At 34.6% G+C, this 24,153-nt stretch carries 18 protein-coding genes and 1 pseudogene; 5 read left to right on the top strand and 14 right to left on the bottom strand.

Features of this window, described 5'->3' with window-relative positions; translation table 11 throughout:
* Positions 1-44 precede the first annotated feature (44 nt).
* The 5 genes from SLH52_RS09670 to SLH52_RS09650 form a co-directional block, all read right to left on the bottom strand.
* A complete protein-coding gene (locus SLH52_RS09670) occupies positions 45-3,722 on the bottom strand; it encodes a chitobiase/beta-hexosaminidase C-terminal domain-containing protein (RefSeq protein WP_320209052.1) in 3,678 nt (1,225 codons plus the stop codon).
* Between the two features lie 315 nt (positions 3,723-4,037).
* A complete protein-coding gene (locus SLH52_RS09665) occupies positions 4,038-4,211 on the bottom strand; it encodes a hypothetical protein (protein ID WP_320209051.1) in 174 nt (57 codons plus the stop codon).
* A gap of 25 nt (positions 4,212-4,236) precedes the next feature.
* Positions 4,237-4,992, bottom strand: coding sequence for a hypothetical protein (locus SLH52_RS09660; RefSeq protein WP_320209050.1), 756 nt, complete (start codon positions 4,990-4,992; stop codon positions 4,237-4,239).
* A complete protein-coding gene (locus SLH52_RS09655) occupies positions 4,985-5,713 on the bottom strand; it encodes a hypothetical protein (RefSeq protein WP_320209049.1) in 729 nt (242 codons plus the stop codon). Before SLH52_RS09655 ends, SLH52_RS09660 begins: the two co-directional genes overlap by 8 nt.
* A gap of 63 nt (positions 5,714-5,776) precedes the next feature.
* A complete protein-coding gene (locus SLH52_RS09650; protein WP_320209048.1) occupies positions 5,777-6,538 on the bottom strand; it encodes an aminoglycoside adenylyltransferase domain-containing protein in 762 nt (253 codons plus the stop codon).
* 265 nt (positions 6,539-6,803) lie between these two features.
* On the opposite strand from SLH52_RS09650, the gene SLH52_RS09645 reads away from it, so the two are divergent.
* The gene (locus tag SLH52_RS09645) at positions 6,804-7,589 is read left to right on the top strand and encodes a nucleotidyltransferase domain-containing protein (RefSeq protein ID WP_320209047.1); all 786 of its coding nucleotides are present in this window, start codon (positions 6,804-6,806) and stop codon (positions 7,587-7,589) included.
* Positions 7,590-7,837: 248 nt separating this feature from the next.
* Here SLH52_RS09645 and bluB read toward each other — a convergent pair whose 3' ends face one another.
* Positions 7,838-8,500: a 5,6-dimethylbenzimidazole synthase gene (gene bluB, locus SLH52_RS09640; protein WP_320209046.1), complete on the bottom strand. Its 663-nt coding sequence runs from the start codon at positions 8,498-8,500 to the stop codon at positions 7,838-7,840.
* A 557-nt stretch (positions 8,501-9,057) separates the two neighbouring features.
* Complete coding sequence (locus SLH52_RS09635) at positions 9,058-9,279, bottom strand: YdbC family protein (protein WP_320209105.1); 222 nt, start codon at positions 9,277-9,279, stop codon at positions 9,058-9,060.
* 257 nt (positions 9,280-9,536) lie between these two features.
* Here SLH52_RS09635 and SLH52_RS09630 point away from each other — a divergent pair, with 257 nt between their 5' ends.
* Positions 9,537-9,956 (top strand): hypothetical protein, encoded by a 420-nt coding sequence (locus SLH52_RS09630; RefSeq protein ID WP_320209045.1) that lies wholly within the window; start codon positions 9,537-9,539, stop codon positions 9,954-9,956.
* 151 nt (positions 9,957-10,107) lie between these two features.
* On the opposite strand, the gene SLH52_RS09625 is transcribed toward SLH52_RS09630, so the two are convergent.
* Positions 10,108-10,434, bottom strand: a complete 327-nt coding sequence (locus SLH52_RS09625; protein ID WP_320209044.1) for a nucleoside triphosphate pyrophosphohydrolase — start codon at positions 10,432-10,434, stop codon at positions 10,108-10,110.
* Positions 10,435-10,598: 164 nt separating this feature from the next.
* A complete protein-coding gene (locus SLH52_RS09620) occupies positions 10,599-12,386 on the bottom strand; it encodes a S9 family peptidase (protein ID WP_320209043.1) in 1,788 nt (595 codons plus the stop codon).
* A 396-nt stretch (positions 12,387-12,782) separates the two neighbouring features.
* Between SLH52_RS09620 and SLH52_RS09615 the strand changes: the two genes are divergently transcribed.
* Entirely contained in the window at positions 12,783-13,955 is a 1,173-nt protein-coding gene (locus tag SLH52_RS09615; RefSeq protein ID WP_320209042.1) for an oxalate decarboxylase family bicupin, read from the top strand.
* A 491-nt stretch (positions 13,956-14,446) separates the two neighbouring features.
* On the opposite strand, the gene SLH52_RS09610 is transcribed toward SLH52_RS09615, so the two are convergent.
* A complete protein-coding gene (locus SLH52_RS09610; RefSeq protein WP_320209041.1) occupies positions 14,447-15,913 on the bottom strand; it encodes a protein adenylyltransferase SelO in 1,467 nt (488 codons plus the stop codon).
* Positions 15,914-16,144: 231 nt separating this feature from the next.
* Positions 16,145-18,877 (bottom strand): GTP-binding protein, encoded by a 2,733-nt coding sequence (locus SLH52_RS09605; RefSeq protein ID WP_320209040.1) that lies wholly within the window; start codon positions 18,875-18,877, stop codon positions 16,145-16,147.
* A gap of 217 nt (positions 18,878-19,094) precedes the next feature.
* Between SLH52_RS09605 and SLH52_RS09600 the strand changes: the two genes are divergently transcribed.
* Complete coding sequence (locus SLH52_RS09600) at positions 19,095-19,538, top strand: SRPBCC domain-containing protein (RefSeq protein ID WP_320209039.1); 444 nt, start codon at positions 19,095-19,097, stop codon at positions 19,536-19,538.
* 154 nt (positions 19,539-19,692) lie between these two features.
* Here SLH52_RS09600 and SLH52_RS09595 read toward each other — a convergent pair whose 3' ends face one another.
* Both SLH52_RS09595 and SLH52_RS09590 read right to left on the bottom strand, forming a co-directional pair.
* Positions 19,693-19,884, bottom strand: a complete 192-nt coding sequence (locus SLH52_RS09595) for a YwbE family protein (RefSeq protein ID WP_320209038.1) — start codon at positions 19,882-19,884, stop codon at positions 19,693-19,695.
* Between the two features lie 55 nt (positions 19,885-19,939).
* Positions 19,940-20,537 (bottom strand): annotated as a pseudogene (locus SLH52_RS09590) (GNAT family N-acetyltransferase).
* A 383-nt stretch (positions 20,538-20,920) separates the two neighbouring features.
* Here SLH52_RS09590 and SLH52_RS09585 point away from each other — a divergent pair.
* A complete protein-coding gene (locus SLH52_RS09585) occupies positions 20,921-21,580 on the top strand; it encodes a hypothetical protein (RefSeq protein WP_320209037.1) in 660 nt (219 codons plus the stop codon).
* A 382-nt stretch (positions 21,581-21,962) separates the two neighbouring features.
* On the opposite strand, the gene SLH52_RS09580 is transcribed toward SLH52_RS09585, so the two are convergent.
* Positions 21,963-24,044, bottom strand: coding sequence for a choice-of-anchor J domain-containing protein (locus SLH52_RS09580; protein ID WP_320209036.1), 2,082 nt, complete (start codon positions 24,042-24,044; stop codon positions 21,963-21,965).
* Positions 24,045-24,153 lie beyond the last annotated feature (109 nt).

Below are 24,153 nucleotides of genomic sequence, written 5' to 3'. Positions count from 1 at the left end.
ATGACCTAGGTCATCCTCACAAAAATACAATAAGAATCCCGAATTTATAAATTAAAAACGTAGGTAAAAAATTTATAAACCCTTGGTACAATAGGGAATCTTTCCATAAACCTTTCGAAATTATGGCTATCTACTGTCGAACTTTTCTTTAACATTTTCTCTAATTCTTTCTCTACTTTATCTACATATTTTGAGAACTTTGACATACCGTGCTTATTAACTTCTTTCTTCATCTTAGCCAAATCGCGTTCAATATTTTTAGCAGATTTCTCTATTTGGTGTGCTTCCTTTTTGTCAGTTACATCAGCTAACATAACATCTAAAAGTGTGGCTTTCACTTCAGCTTCATCCATTTCGTCTGTTATGACTAAATCAGCTATTACAGATGCTAGTTCACCAGCAGGTAAATTCTCAGCTTTAAAATCAGCTACTAAACGGTCAAGCTGTGCAACAGTGTCTTCTGAAAAACCAATTTGAACTAATACTGGGTCATGGTCACTCGCTGCACCTGACGCTTCTGTAAAGTCTGTATTAATGTTAACAATGTCTACTTCAGTATTAGCTGCTACATTGTTTGATACTAAAATGTGGTCTAACACTTGTGAGTTACCTTCATAAATATATGTGTAGCGTTCTTCCTTAGGTAACTCTTCAATCATGTTTGTTAATACGTCACCTTCTAGCGTACGTAATGGAGCAGAGAATTCAAAATCGTTCATGTCTCCAAGTACTACAAAGTTTGCATCTGGATTTACTGCTAATGCACCTTCAATGAAGTCGTTTAATACTTGTGATTTGTCAACACGACTAGGCTCACTACCTAAAACAACAGGTTGTTCACTACCATATAACGCTCCGTCACCACGTTTTGAATTTAAGTGATTCGCTATAACAACGACTCTTTCACCGTTGAACTCAAATTCAGCTGCAAGTGATTTACGAGAGTTACTAAATGCTTCATTTGTAGGGTCGATGCGTCCAGGGTTCATTGTTAAGCCATTTTCATCGTATCCTACAGCAGTTGTTGCATCACCAGCTGGTTTATCAACTAGACTTACGCGGTCTGGGTTATAAATATATCCTACACGGATGTTACCACCTGGTTGTCCACCATCCATCTTGTCTTCTGGTGCGATATCTGTGTACTTATAAGTCGGTCCACCAGCTGCTTCAATTGCTGCAATTAACGCTTCATACGTTAAACTAGCGTCAGTTGTACCACTATCAGTTGGTCCATCATTATCTTGTACTTCTATTAATCCAACAATGTCAGGAGTTTTTAAGTTTTCAATAATTGAATGAGCAATTTTGTCAATTTTCTCTTGATCAGTTTCAGCAGAGAAGTTTTCGACATTGTATGAAGCTACTGTTAATTTATCTTCTGCTTTTTCAATGTTAGTAATTTCTCTTTCTAATCCACCGTCAATTACTTCTGGTAGATCTTCAGTTAATACTAGCTTAAAGTTACTGTAATCATAGCTTAGAACACCAGTTATTGGTCCAGCAAATTGATCACCTGTTTTAAGGTCCATATCTTTGCCAAGCTTCACTAACAAACGCTCTGGATTGAAGTCTTCTGGTGAAATGATTACACCACCAGCTTCAGAACGATATGAGTCAACTGCACTGTCTACTACAACTGGAACTTCTTCGTACTTAGGATGTCCGACAACTGTCGCACCATCTAATACGATACGCATTCCTTCTAAGCTTTCGTAGAAATCAATGCCATCTTCTTCAGGATCAAATTCAGCAAATGCATCATTATCAATCACCTTAGTCGGTTGAATACGGTCATCTCCGATTACAACAGGTGCTGGTAATGGTTGATTAGATGCTTCAACTGTTACAGTAGATCCTTTAATTTCTGTCGTTAATAAATCTTTTGCGTCATCGTAACCACGTGGTTTAAACTCTTCAACCTCACCTGTAACAGATACTAGGTCGCCGACTTTCACACCAGAATTTTTGAAGTAGACATAAATTCCTTCTGATGTACGAATGTCGTCATCAGCTTCTACAGACTCCATGAAGAAGCCATTTGAGCCATCTAAGTGTGTTACGATACCTTTTACATTTTTAACAATTTCTCCATCATATAAGGAAACATGTCCTACACCTTGAATATCATGAATATTAAGGGAATCAAGCGGTAAAATTGCTTGGTAATCGAACACAGCAACATCACTTGTTTCTCCGTCTTTGACAACAATCGCTTTAATTGTTACATCTTCTGTAACTTCTATAGCCTCACTATATACTTCACTTACAGTTGATGGATCTGTGCCGTCTACTGTATAGTAAATGATTCCATCTTCTACTAAAGTTGATAATTCAACTGTTGATCCTTTTTCAATTGTGCCAGATGCTGGGTTAGCAAATACCGAGAATGTATCTTCAACTACATCTATTGCAGATCGTGGTGTAAGCTTATATTCACTATAGTTATAATCAATTACTCCAGTGATATTATCATACGTTTTACCTACTTCTAGTAGACTACGATCTTGTGGGCGTAGTTTAAACTCACCGTTTACATCTACACCAGTGAAATTTCCATTACTATCTACTTCAGTAATTGTTACATTTTCAATTTTTACTAATTCAGCTTCAACAGCTTCACCTGTAGTGCTAGTTAAATCAGCTGACGATATGATTTGTGGTACTGGTACACCTTCATTACTGCTGATTACATCAACAGCATCTACTTCTAATTGAGCCATATCAAAATAATGATTCATTGTACCTTCTGCTGAAATGCGGTCACCAACATTTGCTGCAATGTCGCCACGAACAACGATTCCAGCTGAATCATCTTGTACGAAAAGATTTGTTTTTCCACCTGTCACGAACGAAGCAGTGACAATTCCTTCAATTTTTGCTTCACTACCTACTTCAAGTGCGCGTGTATCAGCAATTGGTTGCACTTCAAGTGGTGCTTTTACAGTATATGAGAATGAAGCTACATTACTTGCATCCAAACCTTCTTTTACTGCGATCGCTTGAATCGTTACATCTTCAGTAATTGTGATTGGTTCATCATATAATGTGCTTTCTTCCGTTGGTAATGTACCATCAGTTGTAAAATAAATGTCTGCATCATCAGTTGATGTTGACAACGTTACTTCTGTTCCAGCGTCTACTTCTCCAGAGTTAACAGAAGCCTTTACTATTGAAGCTTGTGTAACTTCTCCATCAAAGCTTGTCCAAGTAATGTTATCTATTACGATTTGTTTACCTGTTACATTTACTAACTGAATTTCTACCTCTCCAGCAATATTTAACTCATCCACCGAAAAAGCATGAACATCAGTGTCATCAAATGCTTCAGATAATCCTTTTGATTCTCCATTTATAAATAACTCTACTTGTCGGTCACCACTTCCAGTGAAACCTTTCTTTAGGTCTACTGAAAAAGAACTAATCCCATTTTGAATAGGGCTAGATATAATATTACTATTGTCGCTTGAACGACGTAACATTAACCCCTTATCATCAATCGGATAATCACCTTCATCACGTGAAGCAACATATGACCAAGTCACTCCATCGTTTCCAACAAATGAGTCTGTTCCATAACTTCCAGTTGCATTAGAGTTGTCAAACGTTTCAACAAAAGATTCTGCTGCAAACGATTGACTTACAAGTCCAACGTTAAATAAGTTGAAGACTAATAAAGCCACCAATACGAAGCTTGTTCGTTTTCTAGTAAGCTTAGACACTTGCATTCTCCTCCCTTAATTATGTTCTATTGAATGCGTTTACATTTAGAACAAAAAAATTTAGAACAAGAAGTCTGATGTATGACTTCTTACATTTGCTCCTATTTCATTATAACAGGATTTATATAGGTATTGAGTAATGTTTTTAGATGTAAATGTTGGGATTCATAAAGAGCAAAAATTCTAAATCATCGTTCTTTTTTGCAAGGCTATTTTCGTATTGGCTATTGTTTAACGAGTTAAAAACTTATTCATGTAACCAGGTAACATTTGTGGCATCTTTACATTGTTAAAATGCCACAATTTTAAATATATTTATAAGTTTCTATATACTAACAGCACCGAATGTAAAAGAGTTATTAAGCTAAGTTCTATATACCACAACCGAATATTGTTTTTCTTCTTCATTTCAGGATTTGCTAGTAAAGCTTGTAATCGATGTCTTTTATATACTTCTGTATGTGAAGCAATCAAGAGTTTTACTTCCATAACGATCATCTTCCTGTCAAGATTGTTAGTTATATTCTTTAATTTCATTTTCGTTTAATCTGAAAATATATTCAAAATCTATATTCCCCGTTGAGAAGCGATGTCCATTTACAGATTTTTGTAATGCTGTCTCCTTATGATTTTCATCGTATAATATATATCCAATCAGCATATATCTATTAAAATAATAAAATTGCCCTAACAATGTATTGCTACTTTTGGCAGACTCTATTTCTTTCTCACCTTCCATGAAGGTCGACCATTCAAAAGGTATCGGCATTGCACCATAAGGTTCTTCCAATATAGAAACATTTTGCTTCAACAATATACTTGGTCTGTAATAATGATGTACCCCTTCTTTAACACTATAGCTTCGCTTCTTTGTTAAATAAAAGTCAATGTAAGCGACTTGTTCATCTGAGTCAATGTTCCATACAATATAATATGAATGAGGGTCTTTTTTATTAGCTTGCCACATGATTGGTCCACCCTCAGTATCAATGCTAACCATACTCCATTGACGCTTCTTCCATACCCAATAGCTTGTACCATATGTATCATTTTCTGAAATAAAAGGTACAAATACATTCTTTTCATTTAAATAAAGCTTATCTTGAATTTTACTAACTTTTCCTTCAGGAAAAAGGTTGTTCATTTCAATAATCAATTGTTCATTTGTTGGAAAATCAGATGGTTTTGTAAAATAAATCGTATAAACAATAACAAATGAAGTGATAATGGCAACTACAGAAATAACAATCTTAAATCTTTTTTTAGTCATTTATTTTTTCTCCCCTCTCAAAAATCGATTTTGTAGAGTGGAAGTACAATTGTTTTTCAGGAGTCGATATGAGAAGCCCTTTCCCATTTTCTTCAATATAAATCATCGTTAACAGTCCACTTCCCCATTGGGGCTTAGTATCCAAAAGTAAGTACGGAAATCTTTCTTTCCTGTCATTTTCATCAACTCTTAAGTAACGACTTTCATACCATTCTCCATCAGGATCTAGTTCTAGTGTAAATGAAGGAATTTGTTCAATTAACATAGCTTTATTTAATGTATTAACTGGTGCAGACATATGTGTATTTATCATATGAGCATCTTCTACATTAGAAATATAGGTCGATAGCTCATCACTTGGATACAACAAATGATAAATAGGAACTGTTAATAGCGTAGTAAAAATGAAGATATAATTCGCTAAAAACCCTGTCCATGCGAAAACTCGATAATTTTTCCACTTATCTATTTTTCTTCGATAAACTAGAAATAATATCCACACGCCAATAGGTAAGATTGCTATTTTTACTTGCTCATTGAATATATTCCAATTGATTGCTAGAGAGAACATCCCAACTAGAAGTATGACAATAATTTTCCATATTCTTATCTTTTCCTTTTTTTTAGATAATTTCAAGCAAATATAAGCAATTACTCCCCATGCAATGAGTGTTGAAATAAGCATAGGAACATTCTTATAAAAATCAAACGTAAATGTCACCAAATCACGCTCCTTATAAAGGTACTTTTCGAAAATGTGTATATTTCTTAGTAAGGAAGTACCCTACTTAATAGGCATGATGTGTTTTCTTATCTCATGTAACATATAATCCGCAAAGCTTAATAAGCTTTCGTCTGTAATATTCATTTTTCCTAATTGACCTATATACACTTTTACAGCATCATCAACTATTTTTTGATACTGTTGAGGCAAGTTTTCGTGACCCCAATTCCCACCTTCAAGTTTTGAACAAATAACACCTTCTGTTACATAATAAAGTACACGACACAAGTTTAAAGTGAAATAGACTGCATCATCCACAATTTCATTTTTGGCATTTTTAATATCGTACCAAATAGCATCGATATAAATATCTCTTGGTACTTCTGTAAAAACTTCTTCAATTTCTTTTCCATATAAGCACTTTCCTCTATGAAAAATAATAGTCAAATGGGCCGCTAATTCAGGGTCTGTATACCCTCCGCATATATAATTATTGTCCGATAAGTATTTTTCCTTATGAAAATTTGAATAGTGCAACTCAAACGGTGTTGGATGTACGATTTCATTTGCAAATCTCTCGAGAATGACACTCATTTCCACTCCTTTAGGTGGAACATTTTCTAAATGAATAATGGCATGAATGAGTTCTTTTTTTGTAGAAAAATCGATTGGTTTCTTTACGACAACAACAAAATCTATATCACTCGAATCGTTATAGCAGTTCATCGCTAGTGAACCATGTAAATATATACCTACTAGATTATTATCTAATATACGCTTATATGTATCTATGATTTGATTTAATAGTTTAAAGGGCTTCATTTCATACCTCGTCTTATTTTTTGAATGTTATATAAAGGCTGTTTTCGCATTAATTGTTGCTTTTCGTACTAAGAGCCAAACACGTACACAACGAGAGTTCGTAGCATCTTTCCTTCTGTACAACAATGACTAACCATGGAAAACCACTATTTTTGGTACTAATTGGATAACAATAGCAACAAAGTTTACTAAAAGAGCCTATATAAATTACCAGTTTATATTATATAATTAATTGCAAAAATAGAATATACTTTGGAGGAATATTATGGATGATATTCACAATACCAGGAGTATTACTTATAGTGCAGGAACAAGTAGTGAACTTGGCAAAGCTTTAGCTAATAGACTAAGTCCTATCGAAGCTGCAAGAAAATTTATACACTGTCATTTTCCAATTTGTCATGCAGCTATACTCGCAGGAAGTGTCATAAGAGGTGAGGCGACAGAGACATCTGACCTCGATATCGTTATTTTTGACAAACATATTGATCGTTCATATCGAGAATCACTCATTTATTTAGATTGGCCTATCGAGGTTTTTGTTCATAATTTATCTTCCTATAAGAAATTTTTTGATATTGATTATAAAAGGGCAAGACCAACTTTACAAAGAATGGTTTCCGAAGGGATTGTTATAAAAGACTCTGACATCATAATTCAAATCAAACAAGAGGCTAATGAAATATTAAGCACAGGGCCAGAGCGGTGGTCCGAAGAGACGATCATGATGAAACGATATTTCATTACTGATGCCCTTGATGATTTTATTGGCTGCTCTAATAGATTCGAAGCTATCTTTATTGCCAATAAGTTGGCTGAATTGGTCCACGAGTTTGTACTAAGAACGAATAGGCAATGGATCGGTACGTCCAAATGGATTGTTCGCTCTTTAAATCATTTTGATAAATCGTTTACGAAGGACTATGTCGAAGCGTTTGATTTATTCTATCAAACGAATAATAAAGAAAAAGTCATTGCATTGGTAGAAAGCGTGTTACTTCCCTCTGGAGGACGTCTATTTAGTGGATTTTCTATAGGTAAAAATAAATAAGAGTTTGCCCTTACTATTTTTTTATGTCAGTTTCACATAATTACAGGTCTTTTCACTCCTTTTTCGAGTCAGTTTCACATATTTACGGGTCAGCGTACTATTTTATTCGGATCTTTCATCTACAAGTGCTCTTCCGCTTGCTCACACGTAGCAGCAAGCGGTTGTCCATATATACATCTATTCCGTAATGAGAACTGAGCATAGTACATTACACAATATCAATTTTTGGTTGATCCCAATCCGAAGTACTAAACTTCTTCATGCAACTCCCCTTTAACTCCCCATGTTTCATAGAAAACTAATTTTTGTAGATCTTGACGCTTTTCCCAGTTATGGATTTCTAGCAAAGGAGCTTTAGGGTAATGATCTGTATAACCAAGTGATAGAAGTGCAACTGGGTCAATATGAGGTGGAATATTTAGTATATCTCTAACATCATTCTTTTTGTAAAAACTTACCCAACCTAGTGCAATTCCTTCGACACAAGAGGCTAACCACATATTTTGGATGGCACATGAAACCGACATAATATCCGTTTCAGGTATCGAATTTCTCCCGAGTACATGTGAACCACCGCGTGTAGGGTCACATGTAACACAAATCGTTAGTGGCGCTTGCTTTAAACCTTCAACTTTTAAATCTAAAAAGTTGTTTTTCTTCTTCCCTTCATAATGAATGGCCAATGCTTTACGTTCCTTATCCGCCGCCCAAGCTAACTGTTCTTTCACTTCATCTGTAGTTATTAAAATGAAATTCCATGGCTGCATAAATCCAACTGATGGACCGCTATGCCCTGCCTGAAGAATTCGTTGAATAGCATCTACAGGTAATGGATCAGATAAAAAGGATCGAATATCTCTTCTTCTGCCGATGACCTTGTAAACGGCATCTCGTTCTTCATTAGAGAACATCACATCACCTTCAATCAAAATATTGTTTGTGTACTGCAATTATAGCATGTATAGGTTTAGTTATAGTTTATGATAGGACACCTTAAATGTTATTCATGTTTTCCCAAAAAGCGTAAAATAAACAGACTGTTTGCGCATTAAATGTTTCTTGTCATACTAATAATTATAAATCAAGCGTTGAGTATCTTTTCAAACGTATAAAACCACTTAATAATAGTTACAAGAGATCCTTTCGTAAACATTAAAATTTACAAAATTTAACATCCTCATCTCCATTATTAAATACAGAATGATTCCTTAATATTCAGTTATAGGATAAAATGCGCATAACTAAGAGGCTGACACAAAAGTCAGCCTCAAGAAATTTCAACACATTGCTCTGTAAGAACTTATGTACAATTGAAGCTCTTAAGTGAACAGGCTGATAAAAATAAAAGAATGTAATCTCTTCTTCGCTCTTATAGCAGTAATCGATATCATGCAAACAACCGCTACATGGAAAATAATATTAACGATAGATTACTTTCGATTTGAATAAATTTAAAAAACACTAGGACTTACAGCTCCATCGTATTTAACATGTCTCTGAGCTTAATCAATTCATCTTTCGTAACTGTGATACCTTTACCCATTTTTTCGCCATCAGGAGACCACTCTCTAATATCAAATTTCGGCTCTCTATCGTTCCAGCTAATACTTCTGAGCTCTTTTGTCCAACCTTTCGCTGACTCAGAAAGAACTCCAAAGTTATCTATTACTTCATATTTTATATTTGCCATATGATCACCCCATTGTTGTATAGTTTGTTTTCTATAATAAAATAAAATTACAATGACAACAACCCAATGCACCTTCCCTACCTCCGATGTATACAAACAATTCGATTATAATCTTTATTTTCAACATAGGGTATATAGTAAAAACTTTTTAAAAAGAGATAAGAATATTAATATCTAATAAGTTAACGGAAAATTTAGCACAATCATATCACCCATTTAATGTAAAATACAGATATGAAGTATGAGGGGGATTATTAGTGAAAAAGCTTTTATCACTATTTACACTTGTTTTATTTTTAGTAGGATGCAATTCAGGTTTAACTTTTTCAGAAACAACTATGAACCATGTTGATAAAGATGTTAAGAGATTTTTCGAATCGGTGGAGAGCGAAAATGGAGTTCATCTTTTTTTTGATGGCGAAAAAGCACTTTATGTGCTTTTAAACGGAAAAAATGTAATACAAGGAGATCCAGCTACTTACTATACGGATTTTAATGTAGAAGCTACTGATGATACAATAAACGTTCGGTTTAACAAAGATCAAACTGACGATTATACTAATAAGACATTAAATAATCATGTATTGTATAAGATAAATAAAGATAAGGATTATGAATACATTCGGTTTTTTAGTAATGGTCAAGAAATACCTATCGATGTAGTATCAGGTAACTAATTATGTCGTTCTATTCTAGGCTACTAAGAAGTCTTTGAAAGATAAGCAAATGATGTTAACCTGACATATGTTTACCCCTTCCTAATTATAAGATGGGGTAAACATAGCTGTTCGGTTCTACAAGCTTTGAAATCAAGTTGTTTTACTTTTCTTAATGATCCTCCACATCAATGAGAAACACTTTATCTTTAAAGCCACCTCTATTTTGGTTCTTTAAATCTCGCCTTTCCTCAACTTTTTCAATGGTTACATGATGAACTTTTGCTAATGCATGTATGAGTTCAAGTACATCAGCTAACTCTTCTACAGCAGATTCATGATCTTTAGCATCAAGATATTCCTGCACCTCTTCTATTAGTTTTTTCTTCAATTCTTCCGTATATTCTTCATCTGATAAGTGTTTAATTCGATAATTCTTTCCTGATTCTTCAATAATTTTAGGAATGTAATCACGAACGAGTTTGTTATACAAGGGCATAAAGACTCTCCTTTGAACAATTGATCTTTTCTTAAATGTGATTTGCTGAACAATATATAAAAGGGAACAAAGCTAAAGGTGAAAAAACTATTATACACATTCAAAAGGAGCCTCAAAAAGTCAAGTATTGACTAATTTGACAGCCCCATAGTTATTTACTCACATTACATATATTTTTCAAGGAATGCTGATACAGTTCTATACACTTTTAACTCATTCTCCAGTTTTGAAAATCCATGTCCCTCGTCCTCTAACACCATATATTCAACATCTCGACCTTTTTCTTGTAGTGCAGCTACGATTTGATCTGATTCTGCTTTTACAACACGTGGGTCGTTTGCTCCTTGAATAACAAGCATTGGTTTGTTCATGCTATCTAAATATGTAATCGGAGAATACTCAATTAACTTTTCTTTGTCTCTTTCCGGGTTTCCAACCCATTGATCCATGATTGGTTTCCAAAACTCAGGTACAGAATTAATAAACGAAAACAAATCACTAGGACCAAAAATATCCACTACAGCCTTAAAATATTCCGGATGTCTTCCATGGAGCAATAACGACATGTAGCCACCATAGCTTCCACCTATTAGGAAAATCTTATCTCGATCTGCATAGCCATTTTTAATTAGGTATTCTAACCCTTCAATATTATCAAGGCGTGGACCATGTCCCCAATCACCTTCAACCATTTTTGTAAACTTTAATCCATATCCAGTAGAGCCTCGGAAATTAGGTGCAAAAATACTAAACCCTTCACTAATTAAATATTGAAACACACCTCTAAAGAATTTACGTTCACCATACTGAGGTCCACCGTGTGGCCAAAAAATAACATGACCATTACTATTTGTAGCTTTTGCTTTAAAGAAGAGTGCTTCTATCTCGAGTCCATCAAACGACTCATACTTAATTACTTCGGGATCGACTAACTGTTGCTCATCTACACCGAGCACACGATTGTTTGTTAGCTGCTTCCATGTATGTGAGTTACTTTCTTTTTTATAAATATTTGCTGGCTTCGTAGCAGAAGTGCCTAATAAATATAAATGACCACTTTCTGTAACAGTTAACTTTTGAACCTCTCCTACTGGACTCTCAACCTCTTCTAATTGCTTCGAATCTATTTCGTATCGATATAGAAGATCTTCAACACCCTTTTCGCTAACAGCGTATAGTTGTTTATGTTGTTTATCATATTTAATCATTTTGAACCCTGCACCAGGTACTGAAACTAGTTTGTTAAACTCTTTAGTTTCAATATTAAATTTAGCAATATATGAAAAATCCTCACCATAATCAGTTATTAGAAAAATTTCTGTCTCTGAAACATATATAGCATCTGTTACAGTGTGCTGCTCACTCGTTTCTGGTGTTAAGGAAATGATCTCCTCATTTACTTTTACATAGGATAGCTTGTGAGTGTTAGAGAAAAGCTTACTAATAATAAAGCTCTCTTCACTAGGACTAATATCTAGTAAAAATGTAGCCGCACCTTCCCCATCATGAACGACCTGTTCTTCCCCTGAATCGAGGTGATAGCAATAACTCTTTAGGAAAGTCGGTTCATCTTTTGAAGATGTATAGTATAAACGTTTGCCATCATCTGATAAAATTGGTGAAATGTGACGTTTACCTTCTGAGGTTCTAACTGGCTGTATTTCGCCACCATGTGGAGGAATCATATAAATTTGAGCATTTTCGTCCCCTTCATGATCAAATGCTACGATTACAAATTTTCCATTCTTGTCATACTGAAGCCCATGGCAGCTTTGATCATTAAATGTAAGTGGATATGGAAATTCATTTGGTAAATCCATTGCCCACAAATTAAACTTACCACTAATATTCGTACTAAAAATAAGTTGACTTTCATCACTACTTACAACAAAATCTTGTATTTTATATGCTCGTAAAAATTGTTCTACATCTGGTTTTTTAAATGTTTCCACTCCATCTTCCCCCTAATTAGTAGATTTCATTTAGGCTGTTTTCACAATAGTTGTTGCTTTTCGTTCTAAGATATAAGTACGTATACATCTAGCGATCGCGGCATCTTTTCTACTTTTACAATTACTGAGCTCTCATAAAACTAAACATTCTGTATATTTTGTAATAAAAAAACAAAGTTTTACGAAAAGAGCCATAAGTTATTATGTAATATGCTCACTATTCATACTTTATTTTAAGTGACGACATTGTCACTTTCAAGTGTTTTTTGTTAATTTTCTTAATTTTTTTATTATGATTATTATAACTTTTTCAATGGACATATGGGTAACATCGAATTCATAAACTATATATCATAAACAACCAACGTTAGGATCACATATCAAGGAGTGTTCATAATGAAAAAACGACATCAGATTCATTCGGACGATGTGCCTCAGCCAATTAGGGAAGATGGAGCAGGTGCTACTGATCTTGGACCTAGAGACATTTTGAGAGATATTGAAAACCCAGATATGCTCGTCCCTCCTAAGACTGATGCTGGCAGAATACCTAATCTAAAGTTCTCATTTTCTGATACACCAATGAATCTATATCACGGAGGATGGGCACGAGAAGTGACTGTTAGAGAACTACCAATTGCAACTACCATCGCAGGTGTCAATATGCGTCTAACCCCCGGTGGCGTACGTGAGTTACACTGGCATAAACAAGCCGAGTGGGCTTATTTACTTCTAGGGAAAGCACGGATTACAGCAGTTGATCAGGATGGTAGAAACTTTATTGCAGATGTAGAGGCAGGTGACCTTTGGTATTTTCCACCAGGCATTCCACATTCGATTCAGGGATTGGATGGAGGCTGTGAATTCTTACTCGTTTTTGATGATGGAAATTTTACGGAGAGCGATACCTTTATGCTCTCAGACTGGTTTGCTCATACACCAAAGGATATACTGGCTAATAACTTTGGAGTATCTGAAAGTGCTTTTGCTCATATACCTACCAAGCAACGATACATGTTTCAAGCACAAGTTCCTAAGCCTATTAACATTCAAGCTATTCAAAGCCCCTATGGAACTGTTCCTAAGAGCTTTACGCATCGTTTAATGGCACAAGAGCCAATTATAACTTCTGGAGGAACTGTTCGAATCGTTGATTCTACCAATTTTCCTGTTTCAACTACGATTGCAGCTGCTCTAGTTGAAATCAAGCCTGGTGCCATGAGAGAAATGCATTGGCACCCAAACACAGATGAATGGCAATATTACCTTACTGGTAAAGGAAGAATGACAGTATTTGCAGCAGAAGGTACCGCGCGAACCTTTAATTATCGGGCTGGAGATGTCGGTTATGTCCCGTTTGCTTTCGGACATTATATACAAAACATCGGAGAAGAAAGTCTTTGGTTTTTAGAAGTTTTTAAGAGTAACCGCTTTGAAGATATATCTTTAAATCAATGGTTAGCTCTCACACCACATGAGTTAGTGAAAGCTAATTTGCATGTTGGGCCAGATCTAATGAACGCTTTACGAAAAGAGAAGTGGCCAGTTGTAAAATATACTAATACGTAAATATTAATTACGTAAATTGTTATTGATCTCCTCTTTTCCTTCACAATAAAAAATCAATACATTTTGAACAGTAAAGGCTTTGTACGGCTCTAGGGTTGCTGTTGCAGTCATTGTAAAAAACGCCTTCTTTTTAAGTCTTCTCCTGATTGAAATACACAAAAGGACCTTCAAATAAATTCGACACTTTTCGAAAACACTGATAAAGTTCTGGATAAAGACATTATTCTGTAGTATGTTCACTGTTTACAATTAAAATCTTGTTATATTATAGTGTTTATTACTCACATATGGACAGCTTAGCATTTAGGATAGTGCCGTTTTTATTGTTGACTACAAAATAAGCAATATATACATAATCATAATTAATAACAGAATTACTTGACGGCTGAAACCTTTTAAAAGTTCCACTAATATGGGAATCTCAACACTTATTAGTGGAACTTATTTAGTTTTATTGAGGTTTTAAGATTAAAACCGATTTCGCCACCCAATCATGTACCACAAAACGTTCGGTATGGTTTGACTGATGGTTCTGGTGGTGTGCTATATTCAACCTGCTCCGAAGTGTGGTCGTATGGGTTCGAAAGAACGTGTAGTAGCCGCTCCATCACGCTATAATCTCCTCTTTCTACTGCTGCGTCTAGCGCATCCTCTACCCGATGATTGCGGGGGATGATTGCAGGGTTGCTACCCTTCATCAACCGTTTCGATGCAGCGCTCGATTCTTGTTGCCTTTCTAACCTCGCTTGCCATCTTTCATACCAAGTAACAAATTCCCCTGTCTTAAACATTACATTATCTTGTAAAGTATCAAAAGTTAATGCACGGAATGTATTCGTATAGTCAGCACGATTCTCTTGCATCATTGTTAAAAGATCTTTAATAAGTAGTTCATCCTGTTCCTCTTCATTAAACAGGCCAAGCTTTGCTCTCATACCTGAAAGCCAATGACTATAAAATATACCATTAAATGCTGAAATCTTCTCCTGAGCGATATCAATTGCTCGTTCCTCATTAACATGTAGTAGGGGCAACAAAGATTCAGCAAACCTTGCAAGGTTCCATCCACCTATCATTGGTTGATTAGCAAAAGCATAGCGTCCTTGTGTATCAATCGAACTGAACACCGTAGCTTCATCATAATGATCCATAAAGGCACAAGGACCATAATCGATCGTTTCTCCATAAATGGTCATGTTATCAGTATTCATTACTCCATGGATAAAGCCAACAAGCTGCCATTTTGCAATAAGTATAGCTTGGCGTTCGATTACTTCCTGAAGTAATGCAACGTATCGATTTTCATCGGCACCGACATCAGGAAAATGCCGATCCAAAGTATAATCTGCCAGTATTTTGAGTTCTTCAACTGTACACCCATTCCGAACATATTGAAAAGTACCAACACGGATGTGACTAGCAGCGATACGAGTCAATATAGCACCTGCTAAATCCGTTTCACGTATAACTGGCTCACCAGTTGTTACTACTGCTAAACTACGTGTAGTGGGGATATTTAGAGCATGCATCGCCTCACTAATAATATACTCCCGCAACATCGGTCCAAGAGCTGCACGACCATCACCACCACGGGAATATGGCGTCCTACCTGAACCTTTTAGCTGAATATCAACAAGCTCACCTTCAGGTGTATGCTGTTCGCCTATTAGTAAAGCCCGACCGTCCCCTAGCATAGTAAAGTGCCCAAATTGGTGTCCCGCATAAGCTTGTGCAATAGGCTGAGCACCTTCAGGAACATCATTACCTGCAAGTGTCGCGAGCCCTTCTTCACTTTGTAGTTCCTGGACGTTCAACCCTAGTGTAGCTGCAACTTGCTCGTTAAGTATTATTAACTTAGGTGATCGTACAGGGTTTAAGCTTAAACTAGAGAAGAATGACTTCGGTAAACGAGCATAACTATGATTTAAGCTCCATCCGATTCCTTTTTTACTTGTCATTGTAACTCCTTTGCTATACATATTTTTGTAGTCCTAATTTTTTTACAATTTTATATCACTGTTTTTGCATTGATTATAGTTTTTCGGTAAATTGACAACCGTATATAGTCTCAGTTTTCAGTTCTAATTTAGTAATAATAGCAGCTATATTACAAAAACGGCCTGACAACAACACTTAAGTCTCATCTCAGTATAAATCTAAATAACGATAAGTAGCACCCATCAATCATTTTATTTGTTTTTTATTAACTGTTCCTGTAGTTTATGTCTTAAAGTAAATAACGATACAGGGTCATCTACTAAATGCGGATTTGATCTCATATTCATTAACGTTTCAGAATTTTGGTCAATTTCTTGTTTCATCTCTTGTAAACTATCATCTAACACTTGATGCGGTTGTGTAAAGAAAGAGGATATATCCTCTGCTAATGATTGTTCAAACCAATTGAACCTTTCTAGCAATTGATTTGTAAAGGCATCTGTTACATCAACGTAATCCTCATTTTCAACAAAACTTTTGTATTTATTATATATCATTTCATTATTTGGCTGCAGCATTCCAAACAACTTTCCAGCACTCTTCAGCATCATCTGAGAAGGAGTTCGCCTCAAAAAGATATTCTGTTTTGTAAAATGTGTTTTTACTGCCAATCTATTAGCATCTCTTCGCCAATCATCTAATATTTTGAAGTCGCATTCTAATTTCACTTTTTCTTCTTCATATATCTTGTTAAATTCAACGCTCATTTCAGTTAAAAATTCCTGACTATCTCGTAGTACTTCTCCCGAGATTTCAACCCATTGTTCAATAGAATCGCGTAATTTAGGTAAAATCGTTTGTTCAATATATTGTTGTATTCTCATGTTCATTTCTTCATTAATTTGATGATGGATCGTTCCTAAATCACTACGCTCACTAATCATATTTGAACATTCTTTTAATATTCTTGGAATATTGTCTTCCAATTCCGATCTATACTCTTCTTTCCGCGATCTGAACATATTTATAATCACTTGTACTTTTTCTTTCTCTATATCACTTAATTGGTTAATTGCCCCATTTAGCTTCAATACCATTTCTTCTTGTGATTGTATTTCATTCGTTAACGCTTGTTCATTCTCAATGCGTTTTTGCAAAATATAAGTAATCGTTTCTCGAATATAATAGAGAATCTTTTTCGTACGTTCATGAATGAGTTTTTTATTAGTTAAACCTGATTTCACCGCATTCGCTAATTCATTAAAGTTCGATTTGTTCATTTCATGTTTCGTATATGAGAAAATTCGAGCATTCGGGAAATACTTGTGAATCATAGCCTTAGTATCAGCTATCGTTTCTTCATGTATATCTTTATAATAATCTCTTTCTACTGTCATTGAAACAAAATGCACAGGTAAAGACGGATTCATTTCTTGTAGCTTAATTAACAATTCCACCTCTTTTTCTGTCAAAATATTGCTACTATCAAGAACAAAAATTAATGAATCTGCAAGTGATAAATATTTAAACAACATTTGGTTATGACTTAAGAAACCTGGCGTATTCATCATTGTTATTTGATGTTGTTGTAGAAATGTAGATGGTAGCTTAAAATCAAACATTGTATTCGTGTCAATCGAACCAAAAGAAAGCGTTTGATGAAATTCACTTAAACTTGAAATTTCTTTAACATCCGAATCCAAAACCTCTTTGATTTCCTTCTTCTCTCCATTGTTAAATACGACAAATGGTGTAGATCGATTCTCTGCTAAAACATGATCGCCAACCAAGGAATTGATAAAAGTTGCTTTCCCATTTTCAAATGCACTTGCAATTAGCACACGTTGTGTTTGTAAAGTTGTTAGTTCGTTTACAATCCACTTCAAACGATTACCTACATGTAACGCGTGTTGGTTTGACCAAGTTAAGATGTCATCAAATAATGTTAGACTATCCTCAAGCCCGTTCTCATACAGATGATCTGTTAAAACGTGTTGTTCGCATTGTCGAACAATATCAATAGGGATGTCACCATTAAAAACCTCATTCCAAGATAAGATCGCTGCAGATACAAACATCGCTTTATTATCAGGTGTAATATGTTTCCATACGTGTAAATAGATAGGGACAATTGTTGCTAACTCTTTAATTGAATATGGTCCATGAAGAAAATCTATATATGATTTCTTATATAGTTCACTTAACTTCTCCCACTTACGAAGTTTGTTGTCTTCATCATCCTCTCCAACTAATATCTCATTTATCACTGTAATCCAACCAAAATAGTATTCCTCGTCTTTATAGCTCATCCAAAGTGATTGGACCATTGACTCAAAATGAGATAAATCAATTTGGTACAAAATAAGCAAAGGTTCTTTAAAAAGATCGGGGTTTATTGATTTTGCCCAACCTTCATCTATATATATCATTAAAGTGTTATACCACTCGATTGATCCTAATCGTACTGCTTCATTTTTTACAAGCTCAATCATGCTAAAATAATCTTCTTGTTCCTCAAAATAATTTTGAGCTAACTTCGTTACATTCGTATAATCTGGATTAAATGCAACAGCATCTCTAATAGCTTTATTCGCTAACTGTGTATTTCCTTGTTCAATGTAAAGAGTATGTAACTTTAAAGAAATTTCTGAAGTAAGTGTATTAGAGGTTGTTATAATTGAAGAATAAACATGCTCAGCCTCAGCATACATCTGTAGTTCAAGGTATGCATCTGCAATATTTTTCTGAGCCCAAGGTTTAAGCTCATTTTCAACCTTTTCCCATTTAAAAATGGCTGCTTCGTAATCATTACTTAAGTAGTAAACCTCCCCTTGAGCGTACCTAATAAAAGATAACTCAGGCTGTTCACGTTGCTGCTCGTTAACAAAAAGCTCACCAAGCACACGAATAGGATAACTTGATTGATAATCTCCCATAAAAGTCTCGTAATAAGACTTATTAATTAATTGTTGTTCTACAGTCATGACATTCCTCCGATGTATTTATTGCTAAGCCATAAAGCCAAAACTGACCGCTGTTACTGTATTCTACCAAAATTATAAGCAAAGTAGATTTCAATACACTTTCATTTTTGTTACAAACAAAGAGAAAACTGTAATGATTCACAAGAAATGAATAACTTATTAACAATTTATGTTAATGTAATACTATAGATTCATAACAGAAGGGAGTGCTTGAACAGTGTTAACAATTCACCATAAAACATATATTAAAGTTCCAAAAGAAATAGTATATAAAACGATTACTTCTGCAGATGGCTGGAATGCATGGTTTACAGACCAAACATCTTTACATATGAATGCGGAAGGTACGGGTGATATTCGGTTCAAATGGAGTAATTTCGGAATTGAAAATGCAAACCTTGAAGATGGTGGGAAAATAATTGAGAGTATCCCTAATAAAAAATTTGTTTTTCAATGGTCACCAGGAACAAAACATACTACAGTTACTTTTAAGCTAGAGCCATATAAAGAAGGTACATTAATTGACCTCACCGAAACTGGTTATACTAGATCGGATAAAGACCTCAAGGCATGTATAGGGTGTGCAACAGGTTGGGGAGAAGCACTTACCCTATTAAAGATATACCTTGAAGAAGGAATTGTTTATAAACAGGATTTATAAACAATAGTTGAAATTGCAATAGTATAGGAGTATCGTCCAATCAACTTAATAAATTATTGCTATTATTACTAAACTAGACGAGGGTTTATGGATATTCCGTTGTTACTAAGCTGAACAACTACTACCACAAACATTAGTTGAAAACAGTTTCTATTTATAAGATTCTCTGCACCCTTCCAACTTGACCATCAATTAACCTTACTTTAATACCATGGGGGTGATGAGGTGAGTTCGTTAGAATGTCTTTTACAATACCTCTGGTTAGTGTTCCAGTCATTTGATCTTTTTTTAACACAATCTCTACTTCAAGCCCTCGTTTAATGTTTGTCCTTTGTTGACCGTTCATTGTTATCACCTGTTCTCCTTTATTATGTAATACGGTATTTGCAAATTTATAACAATTATATATGATTGATAAGGCTTTTTTCAAAGCAAGTACATTCATGAACTCTTTTGTACTTTGTTTTTATATTATCTTTATCTTCACCATTATAATAGGCAAAAGCTTGATCAGGATGTAATGCTGACACTTTAGCTGCTATTGTATCTTTCATTCCTAGGCTACCATCAATATACACATGCAAATAGGACTCTACATTTATAAACTGATTTTTTTTTGTACCATTTATGCACCCAAGGATCATCCCTAGTCCATGCTTCTAATCGATTTAAGCCTTTTTCTATGGCTATCTTTTCTGCCTCACATAATAGTAAATTACCGATACCGTTCCTACGAAAATCAGGATGAACAGCTATATGCCAAATCATTCCTCCTAAACCTTCTCCTCTTGAACATACTGTCCTTTCCACCAATTCGTACTCATTGTCTATTAATCCAACAATTTGACCTTGTTCTACTGCCACAAGTTCAATTGCAGGGTTGTTGTAAGTTTCTTTTTCTCTTATTACATTATCAAAGTAAGCTGTGTCCAAAAATGATAATACTCTACACCTTACCCAGCCTGTTTCGTCCTTTGAACTATAGTTTCTAATATGCATGATTTCCTCCTATAAATGATCATGAAAGTCGTCCATTCCACTATTAATGTGAAGAAAGTGAAAAACTTACCAATACTTTATGACTTGGGTCTTTTCTAAAGGGTGTTTTCGCATTTATTGTTGCTTTACGTTCTAAGATTTAAGCACGTATACATCTAGGTTTCGTGGCACCTTTTCTACTATAATAATTAATAATCTTATAAAACTTATCTTACTGTCCATTTTTAGAAAAAATAACAACAAAGTTTACGAAAAGAGCCTTATTAAATTATCACAAATTTATAGAACGATCGATAGAATGAGTACCCTATGTTAAAATAAAATCTACAGTTACATAAATATTTCCACAATATATATTAACTAAATTATTGGTGGTGTGAACTATGAAAAAGGAACAGAAGGATAAGAAACTTACTGTTACGAGTGGCAAATTGAAAGACATAGACGCCCAACTAGAAAAGTTAAACATTCGCGGTTCTGTTACTATTCCTCATGATGTAAACGTTAAAGTAATATCATCACATGGATCTAGCTCCTTTCACTCAAAAGTTGTTGCTGATCTCTTAAAAAATGCGGGTTCTTGTGTAATAAAAGGGAATGTTGAAATAGCTGAAATAGAGAATATGGGCAATTTACATATTACGAATGGAAAAGCACAAAAGATTGTAAGTTCAGGCAGTGTTACAATTGATCAAATACTTCAAACAGACCAAATGAAATGTAACGGAGTCGTGTTTGCAAAAGAGTTATTTGCAAAGCAATTTCATATCAAATTATCAGCCAATAGTCATATAAATAAGTTAATTGCTAAAGAAATTATTGTGGAACGGGATAGAAAAACTATCCCCTTAGTTAAGAAAAAAAAACTAGTAAGCGAGTTTATTAAAGGTGAAAATATTAATCTTTCACATGCAGAAATCGATGTTGTTGAAGGGAATATTGTAGAAATCGGCAAGAGTTGTAAAATAAACACACTTTATTATAAAGAAAGCTACAAAATCTCTCCAAAATCTCAAGTCTTACATATTAAAAAAAAGGGATAGAGGCATTGGGTTTGAAACAAATGCTATTTCGTTTCTAATATTAATCATCCCTATTTTATGGATTTATATGTAGCGCTTATGCTACTCACTTTCTTTCAACCTTTGTTTTACGAACTTTCAACTCTGTCCAAACTCAATTGACTTTTTGTCAAGATCGACATATTCCAGTTACCCTAAGTATTTCTTTTCTTTTATCTCTCCTTGTTTCTTACCTGTTTTTGTTCGATTTATGTTAAACGCTTTATAAAATTATAGTTGATATAGTTGTAAAGGTAAGAATATCCTATACACTTTTGTTGGTATGTATAGAGGAACATAATCTTGATAAAAACAAAAAGAACTAAGCGTTGAGCTTAGTTCTTTTATTTACATGGTACAAACTTTAGTTACCGTTCTTGTCTTTTTTTGAATCACTTTTCGTAATAATTTCGTATGTGAAATCAACGAAACCTTTTGTACCAACAGGTGGTGCATACCAGACGATCATATAGTTTTTACCGTTTTTAAATAATTGACGTAATTCTAGAGCATCTTCGTCAGTTACATTAAATGGTTCTACATTGACAACTTTATACTTTTTATTTTTGCCATTCTTGCCAACGGCTCTTTCATTAATGAACGTTACAGCATATTCAACATATTGTCCTTTTACTTCATTAATTGATCGTAAGCCATCTAAAGAATTTCCATCATGAACATAGCCGATTTCTGGTATTTCGATATTATCAATGAACCAACCTGAATCATTGAATCCCCAGTCAGTCATATAACGGAAACCAACTAAAATCTCTTGACCAGTATAATCAGAAAGATCAAATGTTTCTTTTTGCCAATCATCATAATGTCCAGTAAACCCTGGAAGGTTCTCTTTAATCTTTGGATAACCTTCTGGTACGATATCCGAACGAGTATTTTCATTTGCTAGGCTTGTCCAATTTTCGCCACCATCAGTTGAAACTTGTACAATCCCAAAGTCCCATTGTTCCTCAATATCGATATAATTATCAAATTGCAACGTTGCCTCGTTTACATTACTAAGGTCAGCTTCTAAAACGATAAAATTATCTACTTCATCGCCTTCGCTTGCCCACAATACTTCATTACCTGATCCTAGTGGATCTTGAGCTAATTCCCAAGGGATTGGAAGGAAATCAATTCCATCAAAGTTAATTGTACGAATTTTATCATCTAATTCAATAACTTTGAAGTTCCCTCCCCAAGCTGGAACACCATCCTTCTCAAAATCAGCTGCAGATTCAAAATTTACCTGTAGATCAATACTTTCAAACTCATAAATTCCATTTCCTGGTTTAGAACTATCAATAACTAGTGCTGTGTTAAATCTACTAAATAGTTCAGGGAAATCAATACCTGTATTAAATGCTGACAATTGGTTGTTTACGCTTTCTATACCATTATCTTCGTCTTTGATTAACTCTTGAATAAACTCTTTTCCAAATTGTTCACTTAAGTAAAGCTGTAGTAAATACGCTTGGCCGTAATCTGCTAACGTTTCTGGAGCCATTCCAGCTGCTAGGAACTCATCCCACTCTACAAGTGAATTTTCTGGATGATCTAAGAAGTAATTAACATGACCCATCGGGTGTCCATAACCAGTTAAGTACTCTGCATAATCAGACATACCCTCATTTATCCAGTTCTCTTCATCACTATCATTATCATCATGAATTAAATGTTGATATTCATGCGCAACCGTTCCTAGGAAACCATCTAATCTATTTTCCCAATCTAACGTATCAATTGTTATAATATTACGATCAATGTATGTTTCAAATAGAGAATAATAAAACCCTGCAGTAAAAAATGGATAGTCTGGATCATTGAAGTTTTCATCAACGATATTATCCACTAACATGATGTTTTTACCTTCTTCAGATAGATAATAGTCTTCTGGTAAATCAAGAATTGCTGGTAATTCAGCGTGCTCTCCAGTTAAAAAGTCTGATTGTCCGAAAAACTCTGTTTCTACTGGATAAATATTATTATCAAATTCATCTCGTAATTTATCAACTTGTTCCTGAGTGACTACGTGAGCTGGTCTTGGGTCTCCCTCTGGAAAAGAAAGATCATCTGCAACCCATACTTCTACATTTTCACCGACACTACGGAGAGTGAATGTTTTCAATTGTAAATCTTGGTTCAGGAAATATTTAGTACCGCCATCAAATGAAAAAGTACCTTCAGATGAATTTTCTGCATCTACTTCCTCACCGTTTAAATTAATGTTATCAACTTGAGCAGCAATTTCTTCTCTTGCCTTTTGTAAAAATCCTTCGTCCTCAGCTTGTGCTCTTAGCTTCGCTCCGATATCTAAAACATCACCATATCTCTCAGCATTCCAATCTTTCGAAGCTGCACTCACTTGAGCCCCACTAAATGAAGGTGTCAATAAAGACAGTGTTAGTGCTGTTGCTGAAACAGCTGAAACTAGCTTCTTTTTCATATGCATTCCCCTCTCTTTTACCTTTTTTTCCAATTTCCCACATGATGAATTAAGAAAATTGTCGACTGTAATCGCTATTATACAATAGTATTTTTAAATTTATAAATAG

Source organism: Cytobacillus sp. IB215665 (assembly GCF_033963835.1).
GTDB lineage: Bacteria > Bacillota > Bacilli > Bacillales > SM2101 > Nanhaiella.
The sequence above is the reverse complement of the archived record's forward strand: the minus strand, read 5'-3'. Positions and strand labels throughout refer to the sequence as shown.

Bases quoted from the DNA above. Each gene is read 5' to 3' on its own strand.
- SLH52_RS09665 (WP_320209051.1), bottom strand. From the start codon at position 4,211: ATGGAAGTAAAACTCTTGATTGCTTCACATACAGAAGTATATAAAAGA.
- SLH52_RS09660 (WP_320209050.1), bottom strand. From the start codon at position 4,992: ATGACTAAAAAAAGATTTAAGATTGTTATTTCTGTAGTTGCCATTATC.
- SLH52_RS09650 (WP_320209048.1), bottom strand. From the start codon at position 6,538: ATGAAGCCCTTTAAACTATTAAATCAAATCATAGATACATATAAGCGT.
- SLH52_RS09645 (WP_320209047.1), top strand. From the start codon at position 6,804: ATGGATGATATTCACAATACCAGGAGTATTACTTATAGTGCAGGAACA.
- bluB (WP_320209046.1), bottom strand. From the start codon at position 8,500: ATGTTCTCTAATGAAGAACGAGATGCCGTTTACAAGGTCATCGGCAGA.
- SLH52_RS09635 (WP_320209105.1), bottom strand. From the start codon at position 9,279: ATGGCAAATATAAAATATGAAGTAATAGATAACTTTGGAGTTCTTTCT.
- SLH52_RS09625 (WP_320209044.1), bottom strand. From the start codon at position 10,434: ATGCCCTTGTATAACAAACTCGTTCGTGATTACATTCCTAAAATTATT.
- SLH52_RS09615 (WP_320209042.1), top strand. From the start codon at position 12,783: ATGAAAAAACGACATCAGATTCATTCGGACGATGTGCCTCAGCCAATT.
- SLH52_RS09610 (WP_320209041.1), bottom strand. From the start codon at position 15,913: ATGACAAGTAAAAAAGGAATCGGATGGAGCTTAAATCATAGTTATGCT.
- SLH52_RS09605 (WP_320209040.1), bottom strand. From the start codon at position 18,877: ATGACTGTAGAACAACAATTAATTAATAAGTCTTATTACGAGACTTTT.
- SLH52_RS09595 (WP_320209038.1), bottom strand. From the start codon at position 19,884: ATGAACGGTCAACAAAGGACAAACATTAAACGAGGGCTTGAAGTAGAG.
- SLH52_RS09585 (WP_320209037.1), top strand. From the start codon at position 20,921: ATGAAAAAGGAACAGAAGGATAAGAAACTTACTGTTACGAGTGGCAAA.
- SLH52_RS09580 (WP_320209036.1), bottom strand. From the start codon at position 24,044: ATGAAAAAGAAGCTAGTTTCAGCTGTTTCAGCAACAGCACTAACACTG.